General features: G+C 66.8%; 17 protein-coding genes and 1 tRNA gene. 10 read left to right on the plus strand and 8 right to left on the minus strand.

Annotated features, from left to right (window positions below; translation table 11 throughout):
- Window positions 1–97: 97 nt before the first annotated feature.
- Window positions 98–1,075: an NAD(P)H-dependent glycerol-3-phosphate dehydrogenase gene (locus AC3D24_RS13020; protein WP_489031264.1), complete on the minus strand. Its 978-nt coding sequence runs from the start codon at window positions 1,073–1,075 to the stop codon at window positions 98–100.
- Window positions 1,072–2,100 carry a tRNA (adenosine(37)-N6)-threonylcarbamoyltransferase complex transferase subunit TsaD gene (gene tsaD / locus AC3D24_RS13025; RefSeq protein ID WP_489031266.1) on the minus strand — a complete coding sequence of 343 codons (1,029 nt, stop codon included), beginning with the start codon at window positions 2,098–2,100 and terminating at the stop codon, window positions 1,072–1,074. Before tsaD ends, AC3D24_RS13020 begins: the two co-directional genes overlap by 4 nt.
- A 61-nt stretch (window positions 2,101–2,161) precedes the next feature.
- On the opposite strand from tsaD, the gene hemC reads away from it, so the two are divergent.
- Window positions 2,162–3,067: a hydroxymethylbilane synthase gene (gene hemC / locus AC3D24_RS13030; protein WP_489031268.1), complete on the plus strand. Its 906-nt coding sequence runs from the start codon at window positions 2,162–2,164 to the stop codon at window positions 3,065–3,067.
- Window positions 3,064–4,809 (plus strand): uroporphyrinogen-III synthase, encoded by a 1,746-nt coding sequence (locus AC3D24_RS13035; RefSeq protein WP_489031270.1) that lies wholly within the window; start codon window positions 3,064–3,066, stop codon window positions 4,807–4,809. Before hemC ends, AC3D24_RS13035 begins: the two co-directional genes overlap by 4 nt.
- Window positions 4,810–4,975: 166 nt before the next feature.
- Here the strand turns inward: AC3D24_RS13035 and AC3D24_RS13040 are convergent, their stop codons facing one another.
- From AC3D24_RS13040 to AC3D24_RS13050, 3 genes are all read right to left on the minus strand, one after another.
- Complete coding sequence (locus tag AC3D24_RS13040; RefSeq protein WP_489031272.1) at window positions 4,976–5,257, minus strand: hypothetical protein; 282 nt, start codon at window positions 5,255–5,257, stop codon at window positions 4,976–4,978.
- 145 nt (window positions 5,258–5,402) lie between these two features.
- On the minus strand, window positions 5,403–6,194 hold the full coding sequence (locus AC3D24_RS13045) for a DUF72 domain-containing protein (RefSeq protein WP_489031274.1): 792 nt from the start codon (window positions 6,192–6,194) through the stop codon (window positions 5,403–5,405).
- 117 nt (window positions 6,195–6,311) lie between these two features.
- A tRNA-Gly gene (locus AC3D24_RS13050) sits at window positions 6,312–6,386 on the minus strand.
- A 197-nt stretch (window positions 6,387–6,583) separates the two neighbouring features.
- Here AC3D24_RS13050 and AC3D24_RS13055 point away from each other — a divergent pair.
- From AC3D24_RS13055 to AC3D24_RS13085, 7 genes are all read left to right on the plus strand, one after another.
- Window positions 6,584–7,366 (plus strand): ImuA family protein, encoded by a 783-nt coding sequence (locus tag AC3D24_RS13055; protein ID WP_489031276.1) that lies wholly within the window; start codon window positions 6,584–6,586, stop codon window positions 7,364–7,366.
- Complete coding sequence (locus AC3D24_RS13060; protein WP_489033144.1) at window positions 7,335–8,804, plus strand: Y-family DNA polymerase; 1,470 nt, start codon at window positions 7,335–7,337, stop codon at window positions 8,802–8,804. The genes AC3D24_RS13055 and AC3D24_RS13060 overlap by 32 nt, the downstream gene beginning before the upstream one ends.
- Before the next feature lie 13 nt (window positions 8,805–8,817).
- Window positions 8,818–12,309: an error-prone DNA polymerase gene (locus tag AC3D24_RS13065; protein ID WP_489031278.1), complete on the plus strand. Its 3,492-nt coding sequence runs from the start codon at window positions 8,818–8,820 to the stop codon at window positions 12,307–12,309.
- 375 nt (window positions 12,310–12,684) lie between these two features.
- Window positions 12,685–13,581 (plus strand): tetratricopeptide repeat protein, encoded by an 897-nt coding sequence (locus AC3D24_RS13070; protein WP_489033145.1) that lies wholly within the window; start codon window positions 12,685–12,687, stop codon window positions 13,579–13,581.
- Window positions 13,578–14,219, plus strand: a complete 642-nt coding sequence (locus AC3D24_RS13075) for an LON peptidase substrate-binding domain-containing protein (protein ID WP_423324278.1) — start codon at window positions 13,578–13,580, stop codon at window positions 14,217–14,219. Before AC3D24_RS13070 ends, AC3D24_RS13075 begins: the two co-directional genes overlap by 4 nt.
- Window positions 14,216–14,407 (plus strand): Trm112 family protein, encoded by a 192-nt coding sequence (locus AC3D24_RS13080; protein ID WP_489031279.1) that lies wholly within the window; start codon window positions 14,216–14,218, stop codon window positions 14,405–14,407. The genes AC3D24_RS13075 and AC3D24_RS13080 overlap by 4 nt, the downstream gene beginning before the upstream one ends.
- Window positions 14,407–15,012, plus strand: coding sequence for a DUF2238 domain-containing protein (locus AC3D24_RS13085; RefSeq protein ID WP_489033146.1), 606 nt, complete (start codon window positions 14,407–14,409; stop codon window positions 15,010–15,012). Before AC3D24_RS13080 ends, AC3D24_RS13085 begins: the two co-directional genes overlap by 1 nt.
- Here AC3D24_RS13085 and AC3D24_RS13090 read toward each other — a convergent pair.
- From AC3D24_RS13090 to AC3D24_RS13100, 3 genes are read right to left on the minus strand one after another with little or no spacing between them, the layout of a single operon-like run.
- Window positions 14,971–15,546 carry an MAPEG family protein gene (locus AC3D24_RS13090; protein ID WP_489031281.1) on the minus strand — a complete coding sequence of 192 codons (576 nt, stop codon included), beginning with the start codon at window positions 15,544–15,546 and terminating at the stop codon, window positions 14,971–14,973. The genes AC3D24_RS13085 and AC3D24_RS13090 overlap by 42 nt on opposite strands.
- 6 nt (window positions 15,547–15,552) lie before the next feature.
- On the minus strand, window positions 15,553–16,767 hold the full coding sequence (locus AC3D24_RS13095; protein ID WP_489031283.1) for a UbiH/UbiF/VisC/COQ6 family ubiquinone biosynthesis hydroxylase: 1,215 nt from the start codon (window positions 16,765–16,767) through the stop codon (window positions 15,553–15,555).
- Window positions 16,768–16,776: 9 nt separating this feature from the next.
- Window positions 16,777–16,929 (minus strand): hypothetical protein, encoded by a 153-nt coding sequence (locus tag AC3D24_RS13100; protein WP_489031285.1) that lies wholly within the window; start codon window positions 16,927–16,929, stop codon window positions 16,777–16,779.
- On the opposite strand from AC3D24_RS13100, the gene AC3D24_RS13105 reads away from it, so the two are divergent.
- Window positions 16,928–19,240: a DNA translocase FtsK gene (locus AC3D24_RS13105; protein WP_489031287.1), complete on the plus strand. Its 2,313-nt coding sequence runs from the start codon at window positions 16,928–16,930 to the stop codon at window positions 19,238–19,240. The two genes, AC3D24_RS13100 and AC3D24_RS13105, sit on opposite strands and share 2 nt — an antisense overlap.
- Window positions 19,241–19,361 lie beyond the last annotated feature (121 nt).

Below are 19,361 nucleotides of genomic sequence, written 5' to 3' on the forward strand. Positions count from 1 at the left end.
CCCTGGCGGGGGAGGATCGAGAGGTCAGTCCCCTTGTTCTCCCGCGAAGGCGGGAGCCCAGTCTGGGTCCCCGCCTTCGCGGGGAAACAATTTTGGGTTAGCCTGCCTCGCCTTTCAGTGGGCGCGCTAGGAGGTCGCCGATCACGTCGCTGACCGGGGCGCCTTCCAACAGGCGGCAAACGGCTTCGGTGATGGGCATGTCGACGCCGGCATCTCGCGCGGCTTCGCGGAGGACGGGGGCGGTGAAGGCGCCTTCTGCTACCGTCCGGCGATCAGCGAGCAGCGTCGCGGCGGAGTCGCCTCTCCCCAAACCGACGCCGAGCGAGAAATTGCGCGAGCTGGTCGAGGAGCAGGTCAGGACGAGGTCGCCCAGCCCCGACAGCCCCGCGAGCGTTTCAGCGCGAGCACCGCGGGCGAGGCCGAAGCGAGTCATTTCTGCGAAGCCGCGTGCGATCAGGGCCGCGCGGGCGTTCTGGCCGAGCCCTGCCCCTTCGACGACGCCGCAGCCGATCGCGAGGACGTTCTTCACCGCGCCGCCGATCTCCGCGCCGGCGACGTCGGTCGAGGCGTAGGTACGGAAATGACGCGCTGCCAGACGCGCGGCAAGGCGTTCGCCGAGGTCGGCATCTTCGCAGGCGAGCGTCACGGCGGTGGGCAAGCCGGCGGCGACCTCGTGCGCGAAGGTTGGGCCGGAGAGGACGGCGATCGATGCGTCCGGGTGAACGGCGCGCGCGACTTCGCCGACGAGGCGCTTGCTGCCGGCCTCGATACCCTTGGCGCACAGGACGAGCGGGATGCGGCCGACCGGGGCGGCGGCGAGGACGCTGCCGACGTGCTGCGCGGGCGCGACGACGAGGATCGCGTCCATGTCGGCGAGTGCGGCGAGGTCGTCGGTCGCGCGGATCGTCGGGGAGAGGGCTACGCCGGCGAGGAAAAGGATGTTCTCGTGGTGCGCGTTGATCGACTCGACGACCGCGGTTTCGCGTGCCCAGAGGACGACGTCGCGACCTTCATGCGCGGCGACCTGTGCGAGCGCCGTGCCCCAGGCGCCGCCGCCGATGACGCCAATCTTCATGCCTTCACTCCTGCACCACGCACCGCTTCGGCGTTCGGGTCGAGTGGCCAGCGTGGGCGCGCGGCGACGTCGAGCGGGTCGGTGAGCCCGGCGGCGAAGCGCTCGGCGCCGGCCCAGCCGATCATCGCCGCGTTGTCGGTGCAGAGCCAGAGCGGCGGCGCGACGAAGCGGAGGCCGTGTTCGCTGGCAAGCTTCTGCAACGCGCTGCGCACCGCGGTGTTTGCCGCAACTCCGCCGGCGACGACGAGCGCGGTGGCGCCGTGCGCGGTCCGCAGCGCTTTGGTGGTGCGGTCGATCAGGCAATCCACCACGGCGGCCTGGAACGAGGCGGCGAGGTCCTCGGGCGAATATTGGCCGACGACGCGCGCGACCGCGCTTTTCAGGCCTGCGAACGAGAAATGCGGTTCGGCCGAGCCTTTCAGCGGGCGTGGTAGCGGGACTGCCTTCGGGTTGCCGAGCGCGGCGGCGCGTTCGACCGCCGGACCGCCGGGGAAACCGAGACCGAGCAGCTTGGCGGTCTTGTCGAAGGCTTCGCCCGCGGCGTCGTCGATCGTCGTCGCCAACCGCCGGTACGCGCCGACGCCTTCGACCAGCAGCAGCTGGCAATGGCCGCCTGACGCGAGCAGCAGCAGGTACGGAAATTCGAGGTCGGGGTCAGACAGCCGCGGCGAGAGCGCATGGCCTTCGAGATGGTTGACCGCGATCAGCGGTTTTCCCGCGGCGTGCGCCAAAGCCTTGCCCGTCACGAGCCCGACCATGACGCCGCCGATCAGCCCCGGCCCGGCGGTCGCGGCGATCGCATCGACATCGGCGAGCGTCAGCTTCGCGTCGGCCAAGGCCGCGACAATCAGGGGCTCGAGTGCCTCGACATGCGCGCGCGCGGCAATTTCAGGGACGACGCCGCCGAACGGGGCATGCGCGGCTTCCTGACCCAGCAGCCGGTGCGCGAGGACCTGACGGTCGCCGGTGACGAGAGCGGCGGCGGTTTCGTCGCAAGAGGATTCGATGCCGAGGATGATCATCATGGCTCTGTATATGGGTGCGCGAAGCTTGTCGAAGCCCCGCCCTTTCTGCATGGCGCGCAGGATGACTCGTTTTCGGCTCGGTACGCGCGGTTCGCCGCTCGCCCTCACCCAGGCAGGGATGGTGCGCGATGCGCTGTGCGCGGCGCATGGCTGGTCGCCCGACATGGTCGAGATCGTCGTGATCCGCACCACCGGCGACCGCGTGCAGGATCGCGCGCTGGCCGAGATCGGCGGCAAGGCGCTGTGGACCAAGGAGCTCGATCGCGCGCTGCATGATGGCGACATCGATTGCGCGGTGCATTCGATGAAGGACGTCGAGACGATCCGTCCCCAGACGCTGAGGATCGCGGCGATGTTGCCACGCGCCGACGTCCGCGACCGATTGATCGGGGCGGAGACGCTCGCCGATTTGCGGCAGGGCGCAGTCGTCGGCACGAGTTCGCCGCGGCGGCGCGCGCAGATGCTGCGGCTGCGGCCCGACCTGGAGATCGTGCTGATCCGCGGCAATGTCGATACGCGGCTCGGCCGGGTGGCGAGCGGCGAGATGGATGCGACGTTGCTCGCTGCCGCCGGACTCGACCGGCTCGGGCGCGACGACGGCCATGCGATCCCGACCGACGTGATGTTGCCCGCGCCCGCCCAAGGCGCGGTCGGGGTCGAGGTGCTCGCCGGAAGCGCGGCGGGCGAGATCATCGCGGCGATCGACCACTGCGACACGAGTGCGTGCGTGCTGACCGAGCGTGCCTTGCTGGCGCGGCTGGGCGCGGATTGCCATTCGCCGGTCGCGGCGCTGGCCTCGCTCGCGGGCGAGACGCTGACGTTGCGCGCCGAGCTGATCGCCGAGGATGGCGCGTGCGACGTCGCGGGATCAATCGAGGGCACGGTCGACGACGATCTCGGAACGGCGCTCGCGGAGGATCTGCTCGCGCGTGCGCCGGCCAGCGTCAGGCGGCTGTTTTCCGCATGAGGCCGGTCGTGGTGCTGCGGCCGGAACCGGGCAACACGCGCACCGCCGACGCCTTGCGCGCGGTGGGGCTGGAAGTGCGGCAGGTTCCGCTGTTCGCGGTGGCGCCGGTCGACTGGACCGCGCCCGACCCCGCCGGGTTCGACGGGCTGTTGCTGACGAGCGCGAACGCGGTGCGGCACGGCGGCGGGGGGCTGGACCTGTTCAAGCGGCTGCCGGTCGTCGCGGTCGGCACGGCGACGGCGGCGGCGGCGAGCGAGGCCGGGTTTGCGGTCGCAGTGACGGGCAGCGAGGATGCACGCGCGGTGGTGGCCGAGGCGCGGGATCGGGGGTTCGCGCGGTTGCTCCATCTGGCCGGGCGCGAGCGGGCGTCGAGCGATGCTACCCTTGATGGGATTGGTGACGGCGCGGGCGTCGACGCGGTCACGGTCTATGCGAGCGATGCCGTGCCGCTCGATGCCGATATCGGGCGATCGTTCGAGAATGCCGTAGTGCTGGTGCATTCCGCGCGTGCGGCTGCCCGGCTGGGAGGCATCGTCGACGGGGGTGCGGATCGGGCGCGGATCGAGATCGTCGCGATCAGTCGCGCGGTCGGCGAGGCCGCGGGCAAAGGCTGGGCCGCAGTCTCGATCGCGCCGCAACCGAGCGATCCCGCGCTCGTCTCGCTCGCCGCCGCGCGGGCGGCGCGCGCCGTTGCTCGCGGTACCGCCGAACACGTGGTGCAGCCACCCGCCCCGCCTCATGCCGCACCTGCGAACACACGCGCGATTGACCATCCGGTGCGCGGCGGGGATAAGCGTGCCATGAGCGACTACGTGCCGACCGATCGCCCACGGGCACGCGGACCCAAAATGGGTGTCATCATTGCCCTGGTGGGGCTCGCTTTCGTCGCGGGGCTCGGACTGATGGGCTATGCCGTGAAGACGATGCCCTGGTTCGCCGGGCTGCATACGGGCGCGGGCTCGACGCCCGCCGGGCAGAAGCTGGCGAGCAGCAATTCGGGCTATATTCCGTCGCAACCGCTCGGCCCGAACGGCGAGCCGCAGGCAGCGCCACCGATCGACACCGCCGTGCTGGCGACGCGCGAGGCGACGCTGGCCGGGCAGTTGACCGTGCTCGAGGCGCGCACCGCGGCGATTACCACCGATGCGGCCGCCGCCGGTGGCCAGGCGACGCGCGCGGAAGGGCTGCTGGTGGCGTTTGCCGCGCGGCGTGCGCTCGATCGTGGGGTCGGTCTCGGCTATCTGGAGGAGCAGTTGCGGCTGCGGTTCGGCCAGGCCCAGCCGCGTGCGACGACGACGCTGATCCAGGCGGCACGCCAGCCGGTGACGCTGGAGGATCTGCGCCAGGGGCTCGACGCGATCGCGCCGGACATCACGAGTTCGACCGGCGAAGGCTGGCTCGACACGATCCAGCACCAGATCGATTCGCTGGTGGTGCTGCGCAAGGCGGGCACGCCCTCGCCGATGCCCGCCGACCGTCTCGCACGTGCGCGGCGGCTGCTGGGGGCGGGTCAGGTCGAGGCGGCGCGCGCCGAAGTGGCGCGGCTGCCGGGTGCGGCACAGGCGGGCAACTGGATGGATGCGGCGCGGCGCTACGTGGTGGCTCGCCAGGCGCTCGACGTGATCGAGAATACCGCGCTGATCGGCCAAGCTGGCCAGCCTCAGCCGGCACCGGTGGTAATTCCTGCGCCGGTGGCGGAAGCGCCCGCAACCGACGCTGCTTCGGACACTTCGGGAGTCTGAGGCATGCGCCAGCGAACGCGGCGTCTATTTCTCTTACCGAACGGACCTGCGTTTCGACTGTGACGCGCCGTTACACACGGGCTTCGACGATGCGCTCGAACAAGTTCGCCGCCAACGTCTGGGTTGAGAGGAAAGCGGAACGGCGGCTTTCGATTCAAAAAACCTATTAATGGTCATTATTGGCGCGGAAATAAGCCAGCGCTTCCGCGATGCTAGGATTCCAATCCTGATCATCGGATGGCAGCATGTTCAAGAAACTATCCAACGTAGCATTGGCACATACCAAATTATTTGCATCAAGCTCGGTTAGTTCATCTTCCTGATTGTGATCACTTACGAAATTTCCGTAAGCTATCCAAAATTGGCTATTCTCTAAGTTTCGAAATCCAACGTAACGAATAGCCAAGCGTGGATTAATCTTTGCCCAAACTGCAAATTCTTCAAACATACTAGAGCCCCGCATATCATTTACGTCGGCATGCTACCGTGATGATATAGATACGATTGACGGCTCTCGGGCAAGGCGCACAACACACCGAATGACCGGCTCAGGACGTGAGCGGACGAAGCGATCGGGGCTGCCGCGCAGCGTTTTACGCGGACACACGCTCGATCAGCGCCATCGCGGCCTGCGGCGCGCGCACTTTCGCGCCGTTGATGAAGAACACGAACGTCTCGCGTTTGTGCTTCCTGGGCGCGGCGTCCTCGACATAGGGCAAGCCGTCGGGGCGTCCGCCGGCTGCCCAGATCTTCGTCTTGGCCGCCCAGTCGTCGAGCGCGGTTGGCGCGTAGCCGGCAACGAAGCGCTCCTCGGCGTCCTCCAGCCGCGCGTAGACGAAGTCGCCGGTGATGTCGGCGATCGCGGGGTATTCGGCGGATTGGGCGTAGACGATCGCGACGCCGGCATCGCGGCACATCGTTACGAACTCAGGCACCGCGAAACTCTCGTGCCGGACCTGGATCGCGTGGCGCAGCGCTAGCCCGTCCTGCTTGGTGGGCAGCAGTTTCAGGAACGCGGCGAAATCGTCGGCGTCGAACTTCTTGGTCGCCATGAACTGCCACAGGATCGGCCCGAGCCGGTCGCCGAGCTCGACGATCCCCTGCCCGGTGAACTTGGCGATCGATTCGCCGGCGTCGGCCAGCACCTTGCGGTTGGTGCAGTAGCGCGACGCCTTTAGCGTGAAGACGAACCCGTCCGGCACCGACTTGGCCCAGGAGGCGAAGGTGGCGGGCTTCTGGCTGCCATAATAGGTGCCGTTGATCTCGATCGCGGTGACGTGCTCGGCGGCGTAATCGAGCTCGCGCTTCTGCGGCCATTTCTCAGGGTAGAAGGTCCCGCGCCACGGCTCGTAGGTCCAGCCGCCGATTCCGATTCTGATGGTCATGCGCAGACGTGTAGCGCGACATGGGACAGCTTGGCGATGATTTAGAGAATACCGATAGGTTTAGGAAACACCGGGATGTCGACCTCGGCAAAGTCGCTGCCATTCTCTGGCAGCGACTGGAGCGGGCGAAGGGATTCGAACCCTCGACCCCAACCTTGGCAAGGTTGTGCTCTACCCCTGAGCTACGCCCGCTCTGGCGCCGTAGTCTCCGGTCTGAAGCGACACGGTGACTGGGTGAGGCGCGCTGTTAGCCCGGGGTTTCGAGGACGGCAAGCACCTTTTCAACTTTGGCGTGAAATTCGCCAAGTTTGTTGTGCGGCGCACAAAGCGGCGAGCCAATGCGAGATTCCGCTTGCCGACTCCATATATAGAACATTACAAGAACAGTTGTGAACGAGTCGTCCGCCTTGATTGCCCGCCTGAAGCGGATCGCCACCACTGGGATGCCGACTCAGGGCGACGACCGCCCGGTCGATGCGTGGCTGACGCAAGGATTGGCAACGGCGCAGTTGCACGAGATTTTCTCCAGCGTCGACGATGCTGCGAGCGGTGCGGGGTTTGCCGTGGCGTCGGTATTGGCGGCGCGCGCGGCACCGATGATGTGGCTACGAACCGAGGCGAGCGAGCGCCAGGGCGGGCGGCTGCATGCGACCGGGCTGGTCGAAATGGGGCTGGACGTGTCGTCGCTGGTGCTGGGACTGGTGGAGGACGAGGCGAGCCTGTTGCGTGCTGCCGCCGACGCCGCGCGGTGCCACGGGCTTGGCACGATGATCATGGAATCCTGGGGTCGTGCGCCGGGGATCGACCTGACCGCGACGCGGCGGCTGATGCTGGCCGCCGAAGCCTCGGGCGTGACGATCCTAAGTCTTCGTATCGGTGCCGAGCCGGTGCCGAGTGCGGCGGCGTCGCGCTGGCAGGTGGCGGCGTGTCGTTCGCGCCCGCTGGAGGCCGACGCACCGGGCAAACCTGCCTTCGACATCGAATTGCTGCGTCGACGCGGAGGCCAGGCCGGGCTTCGCTGGCGTGTGGAGTGGGACCGTGACTCGTATATCTTCGACCAAACCGCCTTCGCCTCTGGTAATCCCGCGGCGCTACCTGGCGCTGGTGTTTCCATGGCTGCCGATCGAGCGGTTGCGGACGATGCGACCCCATTTGTTCGTCGGACGGGCTGAGACGCCGATCGCGTTCGTCGAGACGGTTTCGGGCGGGGTGCGGCTGAAGGCGCTCGACCGCGAGGCGGTGCGGGCGGGGCTCCAGCCGGGACTGACGCTGGCCGATGCGCGCGCGCGGGTGCCGGAACTGGAGGTGTACGAGCATGATGCGCATGCCGATCACGAATGGCTCGAGCGGCTGGCGGACGGGTGCCAGCGCTACACGCCATCGGTCGCGCTCGACGAACCCGATGGGCTGATCCTCGATATCGCCGGGTGCGTGCACGAATTCGAGGGCGAGCGGCGATTGGCGGCCGATCTGGAGGAGCGACTCGCGCGGCGGGGCGTGCTGGTGCGGCATGCGTTCGGCGACACGCCCGATACTGCGCGCGCGCTGGCGCGGTTCGCTGGCGCCCCTGCCCCGGATGAAAAGCGGGCGGTGAAGCGGTTGCCGGTGGCAGCGCTGGGGCTCGACGAGGATGCGACCACCGCCTTGTCGCGTGCCGGGCTCAAGACGATCGGCGAGGTGATGGCGCGCCCGCTCGCGACGATCGCGGCGCGATTCGGCGAAGAGGCGGCGATGATGATCCGCCGACTCGACGGATCGGTGAAGGGGCCGATCGTCGCGCGGCGCACCGTGCCGAAGATCGGTGTCGAGCGCCGCTTCGCCGAGCCGATCGCGCGCACCGAATATGCGCTGGAAATGCTGGCGGAGCTTGCCACCGAAGCTGCGGAACAGCTGAGCGAACGGCATGAAGGTGGGCGTCGGTGGGAGGCTCGCCTCTTTCGCGCAGATGGTCTGGTCCAACGTCTTCGGATCGAGACCGGCCAGCCGACGCGTGACGTAGCGCTGCTAATGCGGCTGTTCCGCGAGCGGATCGACAGTCTCGCGGATCCACTCGACCCTGGGTTCGGATATGATCTGGTCCGGCTGGACGTGGCGCTCGCCGAAAAGCTCGATGCGTCGCAGTTGAAGCTGGAGGGCGGCGAGGCGCAGAAAGGGGAGGTCGCGCAGCTCATCGACCAACTCGGCACGCGGCTGGGCCGGACGCGCGTGCGCCGGTTCTCGGCGCGCGACAGCCATATCCCTGAACAGGCCGAGTTGATGCTGCCCGCCGCCGAGGCCCCTGCCCCGACGCCGTGGATCGCGCCCGAAACCGGCGAACCGCCGCTGCGGCCGATCTACCTGTTCGATCCGCCACAACCGATCGAATCGATGATGGCCGAGGTACCCGACGGCCCGCCGCACCGCTTCCGCTGGCGCCGTACCGTGCATGACGTCGCGCACAGCGAGGGGCCGGAGCGGATCGCCGGCGAGTGGTGGCGTCGCCAGGACATCCCGACCCGCGATTACTACCGTATAGAGGACCGTCGCGGCCGCCGCTTCTGGATCTTCCGCCACGGCCTGTATTCCGAGATGGAGGCGCCGCGCTGGTACCTCCACGGCGTCTTCGCGTGACCGTGCCGGCGCCATGACGGGGTTCGCCGAACTGGTCGCCGCGACCAACTACTCGTTTCTGGATGGAGCGAGCCACGCCGAGGATATGGTCGGCGAGGCGATCAGGCTAGATCATGCCGGGATCGGGATTGCCGACCGCAACACGGTGGCCGGCGTAGTGCGCGCGCACAAGGCGCTGCGCGAAAAACGGGCGGACCTCGATCTGCTCGGCCTGCCCGACATCGATTTCAAGCTGGTGGTCGGCGCGCGCCTGATCTTTGCGGATGGCACGCCGGACATTGTCGCCTATCCCGAGACGCGTGCCGGCTGGGGTAGGCTGACGCGGCTGCTGACGGTCGGCAATCTGCGGGCGGAAAAAGGCGGCTGCATTCTCGGTCTGGGGGATCTGCTGCGGCATGCAGATGGCCTGTTGCTGATCGTCTTGCCCGAAACCAGCGCACACGACTCGACTCCGCTGAAGCCAACCCTGTTGCCGCCGCCACGACGGAATCCGAGCTTGAAGTCAACGCTGGCCCTGCTTGCGCGGATCCTGCACGGTCGGCTTTGGCTGGGCGTGACGATGCCGCGCGGGGGTAGAGATCGTCGGCGGCTCAAGAGGCTCGCGCGGATCGCCGACCCGTTAGACGTGCCGCTGCTGGCGACATGCGACGCGCTATACGCCGATCCCGACGACCGCCCGTTGCATGACATCGTTACCTGCATTCGCGAAGGCGTCACCGTACAGAATGCGGGCAAGCTGGTTGCCGCCAATGCGGAACGCCATCTTAAACCCGGCAGAGAAATGGCGCGGCTGTTCGGAGACCGGCCAGATGCGGCGACCGAAAGCTTGCGCCTGCTGGAACGGATCGATTTCGATCTTACCCAGCTCTCGTATGAATATCCGCACGAGCCAATTCCCGACGGATGGGAGGCGCAGGACTGGCTCGAGGAGCTCAGCTGGTCCGCCGCGCGCGAGAAATTTCCGGACGGCGTTCCCGAGCGGCTGGTGCGCCTGCTGGCCGAAGAACTGCCGCTGATCCGGGAGCGAAAATACGCGCATTATTTCCTGACCGTGCACGATATCGTCCGGCATGCACGGTCGCTCGATCCGCCGATCTTGTGCCAGGGCCGGGGGTCGGCCGCCAATTCCGCGGTGTGCTGGTTGCTTGGCGTGACCTCGGTCGATCCGATGAAATACGACCTGCTCTTCTCACGGTTCGTTTCGAGCGAACGCGACGAGCCGCCCGATATCGACATCGATTTCGAGCATGAACGCCGCGAGGAGATCATGCAGTATATCTACGGTCGCTATGGTCGACACCGGGCAGCGATCGCGGCGACCGTCATCCATTATCGCTCGCGCAGCACCGTGCGCGAAGTCGGCAAGGCGCTGGGGCTGACCGATGACGTCACGCAGCGACTGACGAGCACGGTGTGGGGCAGTTTCTCGGACAAGTTCGACGATCGTCGATTTCGCGAGACCGGGTTCGACATCGACAATCCAGAGATCGCACGACTGCGGACGATCGTTACCGGCCTACTGAAATTCCCCCGGCATCTGTCTCAGCATGTCGGCGGGTTCGTGCTGACGCAAGGGCGGCTCGACGAGACCGTGCCGATTCATAATGGCGCGATGAAGGACCGCACGTTCATCGAATGGGACAAGGACGACATCGACGAACTGAAGATCATGAAGGTCGATATTCTCGCTCTTGGAATGCTGACCTGCATCCGCAAGAGCTTTGATCTGATGCGCGCGCACGATCTTGGCGATCACCTGCTGAACACGGTCGCCAACGACGAGAATCCGTTAGTCTACGACATGCTGTGCAAGGGCGACAGCATCGGCGTATTCCAGGTCGAGAGCCGTGCGCAGATCAATATGCTGCCGCGGTTGCGACCACGTAAACTGTACGATCTCGTAGTGCAGGTGGCGATCGTCCGGCCGGGGCCGATCGAGGGCGATATGGTGCATCCTTATCTGCGGCGGCGCGCGGGTAAGGAGAAGGCGGAATATCCTTCTCCTGCGCCCGAGCACGGGCCCCAGGACGAACTGAAAACACTGCTTGGTGCGACCTATGGCGTGCCGCTGTTTCAAGAACAGGCGATGAAGCTGGCGATCGTCGCGGCGGGGTTCACGCCCGACGAAGCCAATCAGCTCCGGAAAGCGATGGCGACGTTTCGCAATGTCGGCACGATCGGCAATCTGCATGCGAAGATGGTCGAGGGCATGGTCGACCGGGGCTACGAGCGTGAATTCGCCGAACGCTGTTTCAAGCAGATCGAGGGGTTTGGGTCCTACGGGTTTCCGGAGAGCCATGCGCTGTCGTTTGCGCGGCTGGTGTATGTGTCGTCGTGGATCAAATGCTTTCACCCGGCGGTGTTCTGCTGTGCGCTGCTCAATTCGCAGCCGATGGGGTTTTATGCGCCGGCGCAGCTGGTGCGGGATGCGGTGGAGCACGGAGTTACCGTGCTGCCGGTGGATGTGAATGCGAGCGTGTGGGATAACAGCTTATCCTCCCCGCCACGGGAAGGGGGACCGCGCGAAGCGGGGTGGAGGGGGGCTTCCGCAGACGTTGCATTTGCGACTGCCACTGTTCCGGACGTTGCGTTTGCTGCGGCCACCCTTCGGAGCGGGACGTTTGTGGCGCCCCCCCTCCACCATCCTGCGGATGGTCCCCCTCCCCGTGCCGGGGAGGATTTGCGGCTGGGGTTTCGGCAGGTGGATGGGTTTCGCAAGGATTGGGCGGAGGCGATCGTCGAGGCGCGAGCGGGCGGGCCGTTCGCCGGGATCGAGGATCTCGTGCGGCGGGCGAATTTGCCGCAGCGGGCGATGAACCTGCTGGCGGATGCCGACGCTTTTCGATCGGTCGCGAAGGAGCGGCGCGAGGCTTTGTGGGACGTACGCCGGACTCCCCCGAAGCAACTCGCGCTGTTCGCCGCCGCCGAAGTACCCGAACTCGGTCAGGAGCCCGACGCGCATCTGCCGGCGATGCCGCTGTCCGAGCAGGTGGCGGCGGATTACCAGACGACGCGGTTGTCGTTGAAGGGGCACCCGATGGCGTTCCTGCGGCCGCACTTCGCCGCCGAGGGAATCCTGTCGAGCGCGCAGGCCAACGCGACCAAGGACGGGCGGCGCGCGAAGGTGGCAGGCGTAGTGCTGGTCCGCCAGCGGCCGGGCAAGGGCAATGCGATCTTCGTGACGATCGAGGACGAGACCGGGGTCACCAACGGGCTGATGTGGGCGCGCGATTTCGAGGCGAACCGCCGCGCGGTGATGGCATCACGACTGATGGTGCTGGAAGGCGTGATCCAGCGCAGCGAGGAAGGCGTGACGCATCTGATGACGTCGCGCGTGCAGGATCGCAGCGACATGCTGCGACTGTTGTCGGAGGATCATGCGCTGGAGCCGCCGCTCGCGCGCGTCGACGAGGTGATCCGTCCGGTGCTGACGCGCAGCCCGGACCCGCGCGCTGCCCATCCGCGCGACGTGCGTGTCCTGCCCAAGTCGCGCGACTTTCATTGAGGCTCGACAACCAGGGGTTTGGATCGAGATTTCACAAAAGAATCGCTCCGTTACCCCAGCGAAAGCTGGGGTCTCACCGTGTGGCGCCCTTCGCGTGCCACGTGAGGTACCCCAGCTTTCGCTGGGGTGACGGGGTGGGCGGTGACGGGGCAACGATCTTGAGGCAACGATCTTGAGGGACGGGCTGACAGGGACGAGCTGACGGGCTGACGGGCTGTACCGACGGTGACGGACCGAGGATTGACAGGCCGCTTCAACGGCTCTGCCGCCACACCGTGGTATTTCGAACGCGGTGCTCTAAAGCTGGCATTCGCCGCATGCGCGCCCCAGATAGCGCGTCAGATTACACGGGAGTTGAACTTGGCCACGCTTGGAATGTCCCCCGCGGAGAAGGACGCCGTCGAAGCGTTCCGTCGCGACGTCGTCGAACCGTCGATGACGAGCCTCGTGATCATCGATTTCTGGGCGGAATGGTGCGGGCCGTGCAAGGCGCTGACGCCGACGCTGGAGAAGGTCGCCGCGGATTACGCCGACAAGGGTGTCGTGCTGGCGAAGGTCGATACTGACAAGAACCAGTTCATCGCCGCGCAATTCCAGATCAAGTCGATCCCGACTGTCTATGCGATGTTCCAGGGCCAGCTGGTCGCCGACATGACCAGCGCGCGGACCGAATCACAGCTGCGCGTGATCCTCGATCAGTTGCTCAAGCAGTTGCCGATCGAGGCCGGGCCGGCCGACGCGGCGCCCGATATCGAGCCGCTGATCGCGGTGGGCGAAGAAGCGCTGGCGGCGGGTGACGGCGAGCGTGCGCTCGGGGTTTTCCGCGAGATCGCCGAGATCGCGCCCGAGCATCCGCAGGTCCATGCCGGCTTCGTCCGTGCGCTGGTCGCGACCGGGCAGCTCGACGAGGCGGCGGACTGGCTGGCGAACCTCGATCCGGCGATCGCCAAGGATCCCGCGATCACCCGTGCGCAGGCCGCACTTGCGCTCGCACAGTCGGCCCCGCCGGTCGCGGACCTGTCGCCGCTGCTTGCTGCGGTCGAAGCCAATCCCGATGATCTGGGCGCCCGGTTTGCGCTCGCCAACGGCCAGATGGCCGCGAACGACCGCGATGCAGCCGCGGACACCTTCCTCGGCATCATCGCGACCGAACGCGACTGGAACGAGGGCGCGGCGCGGACGCAGTTGCTGAAGCTGTTCGAAGTCGTCGGGCTCGAAGATCCGTGGGTGTCTGGACAGCGACGCCGTCTGTCTGCGATCCTGTTCGGATGACCACCGAGTCCGCCCCCCCGCGCGCCACCACGCGCCTGTCGATCTTCCCGCTGCCGGGGGCGCTGCTGTTCCCCGGCATGCACCTGCCGCTGCACATGTTCGAGCCGCGCTACCGGGCGATGATCAGCGACGCGATGGCGCGTGACCGGCGGATCGGGATGATCCAGCCGCGGGGCGGACCCAATGACGATGCGGATGCGCTGTACGACATCGGCTGCGTCGGCAAGATCGCCGAGGTCGAGGCGCTCGACGATGGGCGCTACAACGTCGTGCTGGAGGGCATCGCGCTGTTCCGGATCGTCCGCGAGTTGGACGTGACGACCGCGTTCCGGCAGGTCGAAGCGGAATTGCTGCCATTGATCGAGGACGACGCGCTGTCGCTCGGGCGGCGATCATCGCTGGAGCTGGAGTCGCGTCGTTTCGCGGACATGCAGGGCTATGCGGTCGATTGGGATGCGGTCGCGCGGCTCGATGATGAGAGCCTGGTAAACGGCATCGCCCAGATCGCGCCGTTCGACGCAGCCGCAAAACAGGCGTTGCTCGAGGCGCCGGATATCGAGCAGCGCGCCGAGCTAATCATCCAGCTGATGCAGTTCTTCGGGCGGCATGACGGCGACGAATCGGTGACGTTGCAGTGAGCCAGCTCGATCCCTGGCTGCTCGAACGCCTGGTCTGTCCGATGACCCGCACGCCACTGCGCTATGACGAAGCGGCGCAGGAACTGATCTCGGAGGCGGCCGGCTTGGCGTATCCGATCCGCGATGGCGTGCCCGTCATGCTGGTCGAGGAAGCGCGGCGGATCGATGGAATCGCGCCCGAAGCATGATGTCGACTGACCGCCGCCTGGCAATATTGGGCGCGGTTTGGGCAGTGGGACTTATCGCGTCGGGATGGTCACCGGCGGATCGTGCGACATGGTGGATGGAAATCGCACCTGTCCTGATTGCTTTTCCAATACTGGTCGCGCTGCGCCACCGGTTCCGCTTTTCCGATCTCGCGCTCGTGCTGATCGCACTGCACGGCTTGGTCCTGATGCAGGGTGGTGCGTACACCTATGCCCGCGTCCCGATCGGTTTCGCCGTGCAGGACTGGCTGCACCTCGCGCGCAATCCCTATGATCGGTTCGGTCATCTGATGCAGGGCTTCGTGCCGGCGATCGTCTTGCGCGAAGTGCTCGTGCGGACCGGGGCCATCACCTCGCGCCGGCTGTTGGCGATTACCGTGCTGTCCTATTGTCTCAGCGTAAGCGCGCTGTACGAACTGATCGAGTTTGGTGCCGCAGTCTCGCTCGGCCAGGGTGCCGACGCGTTCCTGGGGACTCAGGGCGATCCGTGGGATACGCAGTGGGACATGCTGATGTGCCTTGTCGGTGCCTCGATCGCGCTGCTTTTATTGTCGCGCGTTCACGATCGACAGATCGAACGCGTTTAGCTCGTGAAGCTGGGCATCGCGATTACGGCGGATACTGCGACCGTGAGCAGCGTAGCCAGCGTTGGATAGAAGGTCAGCGAAGCCGAAAGCGCGGGCCTGTGCGCCGCCGGAATAGCCTCGCCAAAAGGCTATGCGGCCGATCGTGAAGATCAGGCCGAGCGCGACCAGCAGCGTCATGGACCGATCGATCACCACCGCGGCGGCGATATGCACTGGGATCGCGAGCACGACCTGCTCCAGCGTATTTTGCAGAATCGCGGAGGCATCGCGGACCGCGACGCTGGCGTCCGTTCGGCCGCCCCCGGCAATATCGACGGGCGACAGGAACCGCAGGCGCGCGACGTTGGCAATGCCGGCGGCCAGCCAAGCGACGACCACCAGGTCCACCATGATCGCGACCGCCAGCCGATTGGAAATCGCGGCGGGCGATCCGAAAGCCAAGGATGCGGCGATGACCGCCGCGGTAACGAGCACGGCACCGGCTATCCGGACACCTACGCCGCGCTGTTCGCGTCGGAAGGCCGGATCGGTCACGACGGACTAGACCGTCATGCCCTGCAACAGCTTAGGCAGGGCACCAGACTCGCCACGTGCCTCGGCCATGAAGCGGTCCTTCAGCGGCGGGATCGCGTTGACCGCGCTGATGCCGAACCGACGCACGGCGCTGGCGGTCTTGCCGGGGAGGCCGAACAGGCGGGTGAGCGTGTCGGTGGCGGCCGCGGTCATGAACGTGTCGAGCCCGCGCCAGCGCTGGTAGCGGGCGAGCAGCGCCGCGTCGCCGAGGTCGAGGCCGAGGCGCTTGCCCTCGACCAGGACCTCGACGAGCGTCGCGACGTCGCGGAAGCCGAGGTTGAGCCCTTGTCCAGCGATCGGGTGGATGCCGTGGCCTGCGTCGCCGACCAGCGCGAGCCGGGTGTCGGTGATGCGGGCGGCGTGGTGGAAGCCTAGCGGGTAGGACGAGCGCGGAGTTGCCATCGACAGCGTGCCGAGGAAGCCGCCCATGCTCTTTTCCGCTTCGGCGAGGAACGCGCGGTCGCCGAGCTTGAGCATGCCGGGGGCGTTCTTCGCGTCGACCGTCCAGACGATCGCCGAGCGGTGGCCGTCTGCATCGTCGGGAAGCGGGAGCAGCGCGAACGGGCCGCTTGCATAGAAGATCTCGTACGCGACGTCCTCGTGCGAGCGTTCGTGGTGGAACGCGGCAATGATGGCGGCGTGATCGTACGACCAGCGCGCGATCGTGATCCCGGCAGCGTCGCGGGTTGGCGAGTTACGGCCTTCCGCAGCGATCAGCAGCGGTGCGCGGACGACGTCGCCCGTATCCAGCGTGACGGTGACACCCGATTCGGCACGATCGACCGAGATCGCGCGCGTCTTCATGCGCAGGTCGACATGCTGCGCGGCGGTCGCGGCGTCGAACAAAGTGCGACGGAGCAGCTTGTTCTCGTACATCGTGCCGAGCGCGCCATCGTCGGCGGCGGGGACGAAATCGAGCGCGCCCGGCTCCAGCCCGTCGCTGACACGGATCTGGCGGATCGCACAGCCCTGCCCCGCCAATGTCGCGCCAATGCCGATCGCATCGAGCATGCGGTGGCTCGCGCTCGCCACGGCAGACGCGCGGCCGTCGAAGCCGGGCGCCAGCGTCACCGCGGGGTCGGCGGGGTCGATTACGATCGTTGAGATGCCGTGCACGTCGAGCGCCACGGCGAGCGTCGCGCCGACCAACCCGCCACCGAGGATGATTACATCTGTGTCCATGAACCCGCTTTATCCCGCCAGCCGGTCGCTGCCAACGACGATCCCGGCGCAGCTTAACCCGTGTTTCAGCGTGATGCTTGACGTCGAAGCTGCCCGGCGCGATGAATTTTCAACCTTGGGTTGAATTTCAACCTTGAAGTGATTCTGGAGAATATGGGTCATGGCCAGCCGCGCGCAGCCAGCCTTGTGGCGTGAGACGGTGAAGGCGGGCGCCGTCCGCAGCGGCGCGCTGATCGCGTCGATCGCGTTGTTCGTCGGCACGCTGCTGATGGCGCTGGCGCTGGCGAGCTATCACCCGAGCGACCCTGCGCTCAACACCGCATCGGGCGGCTACCCCGCCAATCTGGTCGGACCGCCGGGCGCATGGTTCGCCGATATCGCGCTGACCTTGTTCGGGCCGGCGGTTGCGCTGATGCTCCCGATCGGACCGATCCTCGGCATGCGACTGTGGCGCGACGCGCCTCTCGGGCATTGGCTGCGGATGGTGCGCGGCGCGGCGATCGGCGTCGCGCTGATGGCGAGCGCGCTGGCGTTCGTATCCGGCACGTCGGTGCTCGCGCTTCCCGCCGGCTGGGGCGGCGTGATCGGCCTGTCGGTCTCCAGCGCAGTGCACTGGGCGTTGAGCTTCATCGGCCAGCCGGTCGCCGAACTCTGGTCCGCGCGCGCAATCGGGCTGGTCGCGGCGATTGCGGGCGCGATCGTCTGGGGCAAGAGCATCGAGATCGATCTCGGCGAACGCAAATGGCGCCTCCCCCGCCGCAATCGCACCGAGGCGCTCGGCTATGACGGCTTTGCGGAGATCGACGAGGACGACGACGAACCGCTGACGTTGACGCGCAAGCCGGTCGAGCCGCGTGCCGTGGCTGAGCCGGACCCGCGGCCTGCCCCGGTGATTGCGGACCGCCAGAACGCGCCGTCGCAGGCCAAGCCCAAGGAGCGGCAGTCGTCGCTCGACCTGCGCGACAACTTCACGCTGCCGAGCCTCGACCTGCTGACCCCGTCGCCGCCGAGCCAGGGCAATGTGATCGACAAAGCGGGGCTCGAGCGCAACGCCCGGCTGCTCGAGAACGTGCTCGACGATTTCCACGTGAAGGGATCGATCATCGAAGTGCGGCCGGGCCCGGTCGTGACGATGTACGAACTGGAGCCTGCGCCGGGCATCAAGGCGAGCCGCGTGATCGCGCTGGCCGACGATATCGCGCGCAACATGTCCGCGATTTCCGCACGTGTGGCGGTGATCCCGGGGCGCAATGTGATCGGTATCGAGCTGCCGAATGCGCGGCGCGAGGCGGTGAGCCTGCACGAACTCGTCGGCAGCCAGACGTTCGAGGACCAGTCGGCGCAGTTGCCGATCATCCTCGGCAAGAACATCGCGGGCGATTCGGTGATCGCCGATCTCGCGCCGATGCCGCATCTGCTGGTCGCGGGTACGACGGGCTCGGGCAAGTCGGTCGGGTTGAACAGCATGATCCTGTCGCTGCTGTACAAGCTGACGCCGAACCAGTGCCGGATGATCATGATCGATCCGAAGATGCTCGAACTGAGCATGTACGACGACATTCCGCACCTGCTGTCGCCAGTCGTCACCGATCCCGCCAAGGCGGTGCGCGCGCTGAAATGGGCGGTCGAGACGATGGAGGATCGTTATCGCCAGATGTCCTCCGTCGGCGTGCGCAGTCTCGCCGGCTTCAACGACAAGGTGCGCGGCGCGAAGGCCAAGGGGCAACCACTCGGGCGGAAAGTGCAGACGGGGTATCACCCGGATACCGGCGCGCCGATGTACGAGGAGGAGAAGCTCGAATACGACGTGCTGCCGCAGATCGTCGTAATCGTCGACGAGCTGGCCGATCTGATGATGACCGCGGGCAAGGAGGTCGAGTTCCTCATCCAGCGGCTCGCGCAGAAGGCACGCGCGGCGGGCATCCACCTGATCATGGCGACGCAGCGGCCGTCGGTCGACGTCATCACCGGCGTCATCAAGGCCAATCTGCCGACGCGGATCAGCTTCCACGTCACCTCGAAGATCGATTCGCGGACCATCCTCGGCGAGCAGGGCGCGGAACAGCTGCTCGGCAAGGGCGACATGCTCTACATGCCCGGCGGCAAGGGCATCGTGCGCGTCCACGGGCCGTTCGTGACCGACGACGAAGTGCGGCTGGTGGCGGATCACTGGCGCTCGCAGGGGCTGCCGGATTATATCTCGTCGGTGACCGAAGAGCCCGAGGAGAGTTTCGCGCTAGAGGGCTCGCCGACCGGTGAGGATTCGGCGGAGGATCAGCAATACCGCCAGGCGATCCAGCTGGTGTGCGAATCACAGAAGGCGTCGACCTCGTGGCTCCAGCGCCAGTTGCGGATCGGCTACAACTCGGCCGCACGGTTGATCGAGCGGATGGAGAAGGACGGCATCGTCGGTCGTCCGGATCATGTCGGGCGGCGCGAAGTGCTGCGCGATACCGAGGGGCATGCGATCTAGCGTCGGATTCGATCCTCCCCCGCCAGGGGGAGGTGGCACCGCAGGTGACGGAGGGGAGGACACGGAGCCGAGGTCGTCGCTTGCCTCCCCCTCCGTCTGGCAAGTGCCGGCCACCTCCCCC

The sequence above is a fragment of the Sphingomonas sp. SL1004 genome, assembly GCF_057815015.1.

Coding starts and splice junctions, on each gene's coding strand:
- AC3D24_RS13085 (WP_489033146.1), top strand. CDS start 14,407: ATGTCGACTGACCGCCGCCTGGCAATATTGGGCGCGGTTTGGGCAGTG.
- AC3D24_RS13100 (WP_489031285.1), bottom strand. CDS start 16,929: ATGACCCATATTCTCCAGAATCACTTCAAGGTTGAAATTCAACCCAAG.
- AC3D24_RS13070 (WP_489033145.1), top strand. CDS start 12,685: ATGTCCCCCGCGGAGAAGGACGCCGTCGAAGCGTTCCGTCGCGACGTC.
- AC3D24_RS13105 (WP_489031287.1), top strand. CDS start 16,928: ATGGCCAGCCGCGCGCAGCCAGCCTTGTGGCGTGAGACGGTGAAGGCG.
- AC3D24_RS13065 (WP_489031278.1), top strand. CDS start 8,818: ATGACGGGGTTCGCCGAACTGGTCGCCGCGACCAACTACTCGTTTCTG.
- hemC (WP_489031268.1), top strand. CDS start 2,162: ATGACTCGTTTTCGGCTCGGTACGCGCGGTTCGCCGCTCGCCCTCACC.
- AC3D24_RS13035 (WP_489031270.1), top strand. CDS start 3,064: ATGAGGCCGGTCGTGGTGCTGCGGCCGGAACCGGGCAACACGCGCACC.
- AC3D24_RS13040 (WP_489031272.1), bottom strand. CDS start 5,257: ATGTTTGAAGAATTTGCAGTTTGGGCAAAGATTAATCCACGCTTGGCT.
- AC3D24_RS13045 (WP_489031274.1), bottom strand. CDS start 6,194: ATGACCATCAGAATCGGAATCGGCGGCTGGACCTACGAGCCGTGGCGC.
- AC3D24_RS13060 (WP_489033144.1), top strand. CDS start 7,335: ATGCGACCCCATTTGTTCGTCGGACGGGCTGAGACGCCGATCGCGTTC.
- tsaD (WP_489031266.1), bottom strand. CDS start 2,100: ATGATGATCATCCTCGGCATCGAATCCTCTTGCGACGAAACCGCCGCC.
- AC3D24_RS13095 (WP_489031283.1), bottom strand. CDS start 16,767: ATGGACACAGATGTAATCATCCTCGGTGGCGGGTTGGTCGGCGCGACG.
- AC3D24_RS13020 (WP_489031264.1), bottom strand. CDS start 1,075: ATGAAGATTGGCGTCATCGGCGGCGGCGCCTGGGGCACGGCGCTCGCA.
- AC3D24_RS13075 (WP_423324278.1), top strand. CDS start 13,578: ATGACCACCGAGTCCGCCCCCCCGCGCGCCACCACGCGCCTGTCGATC.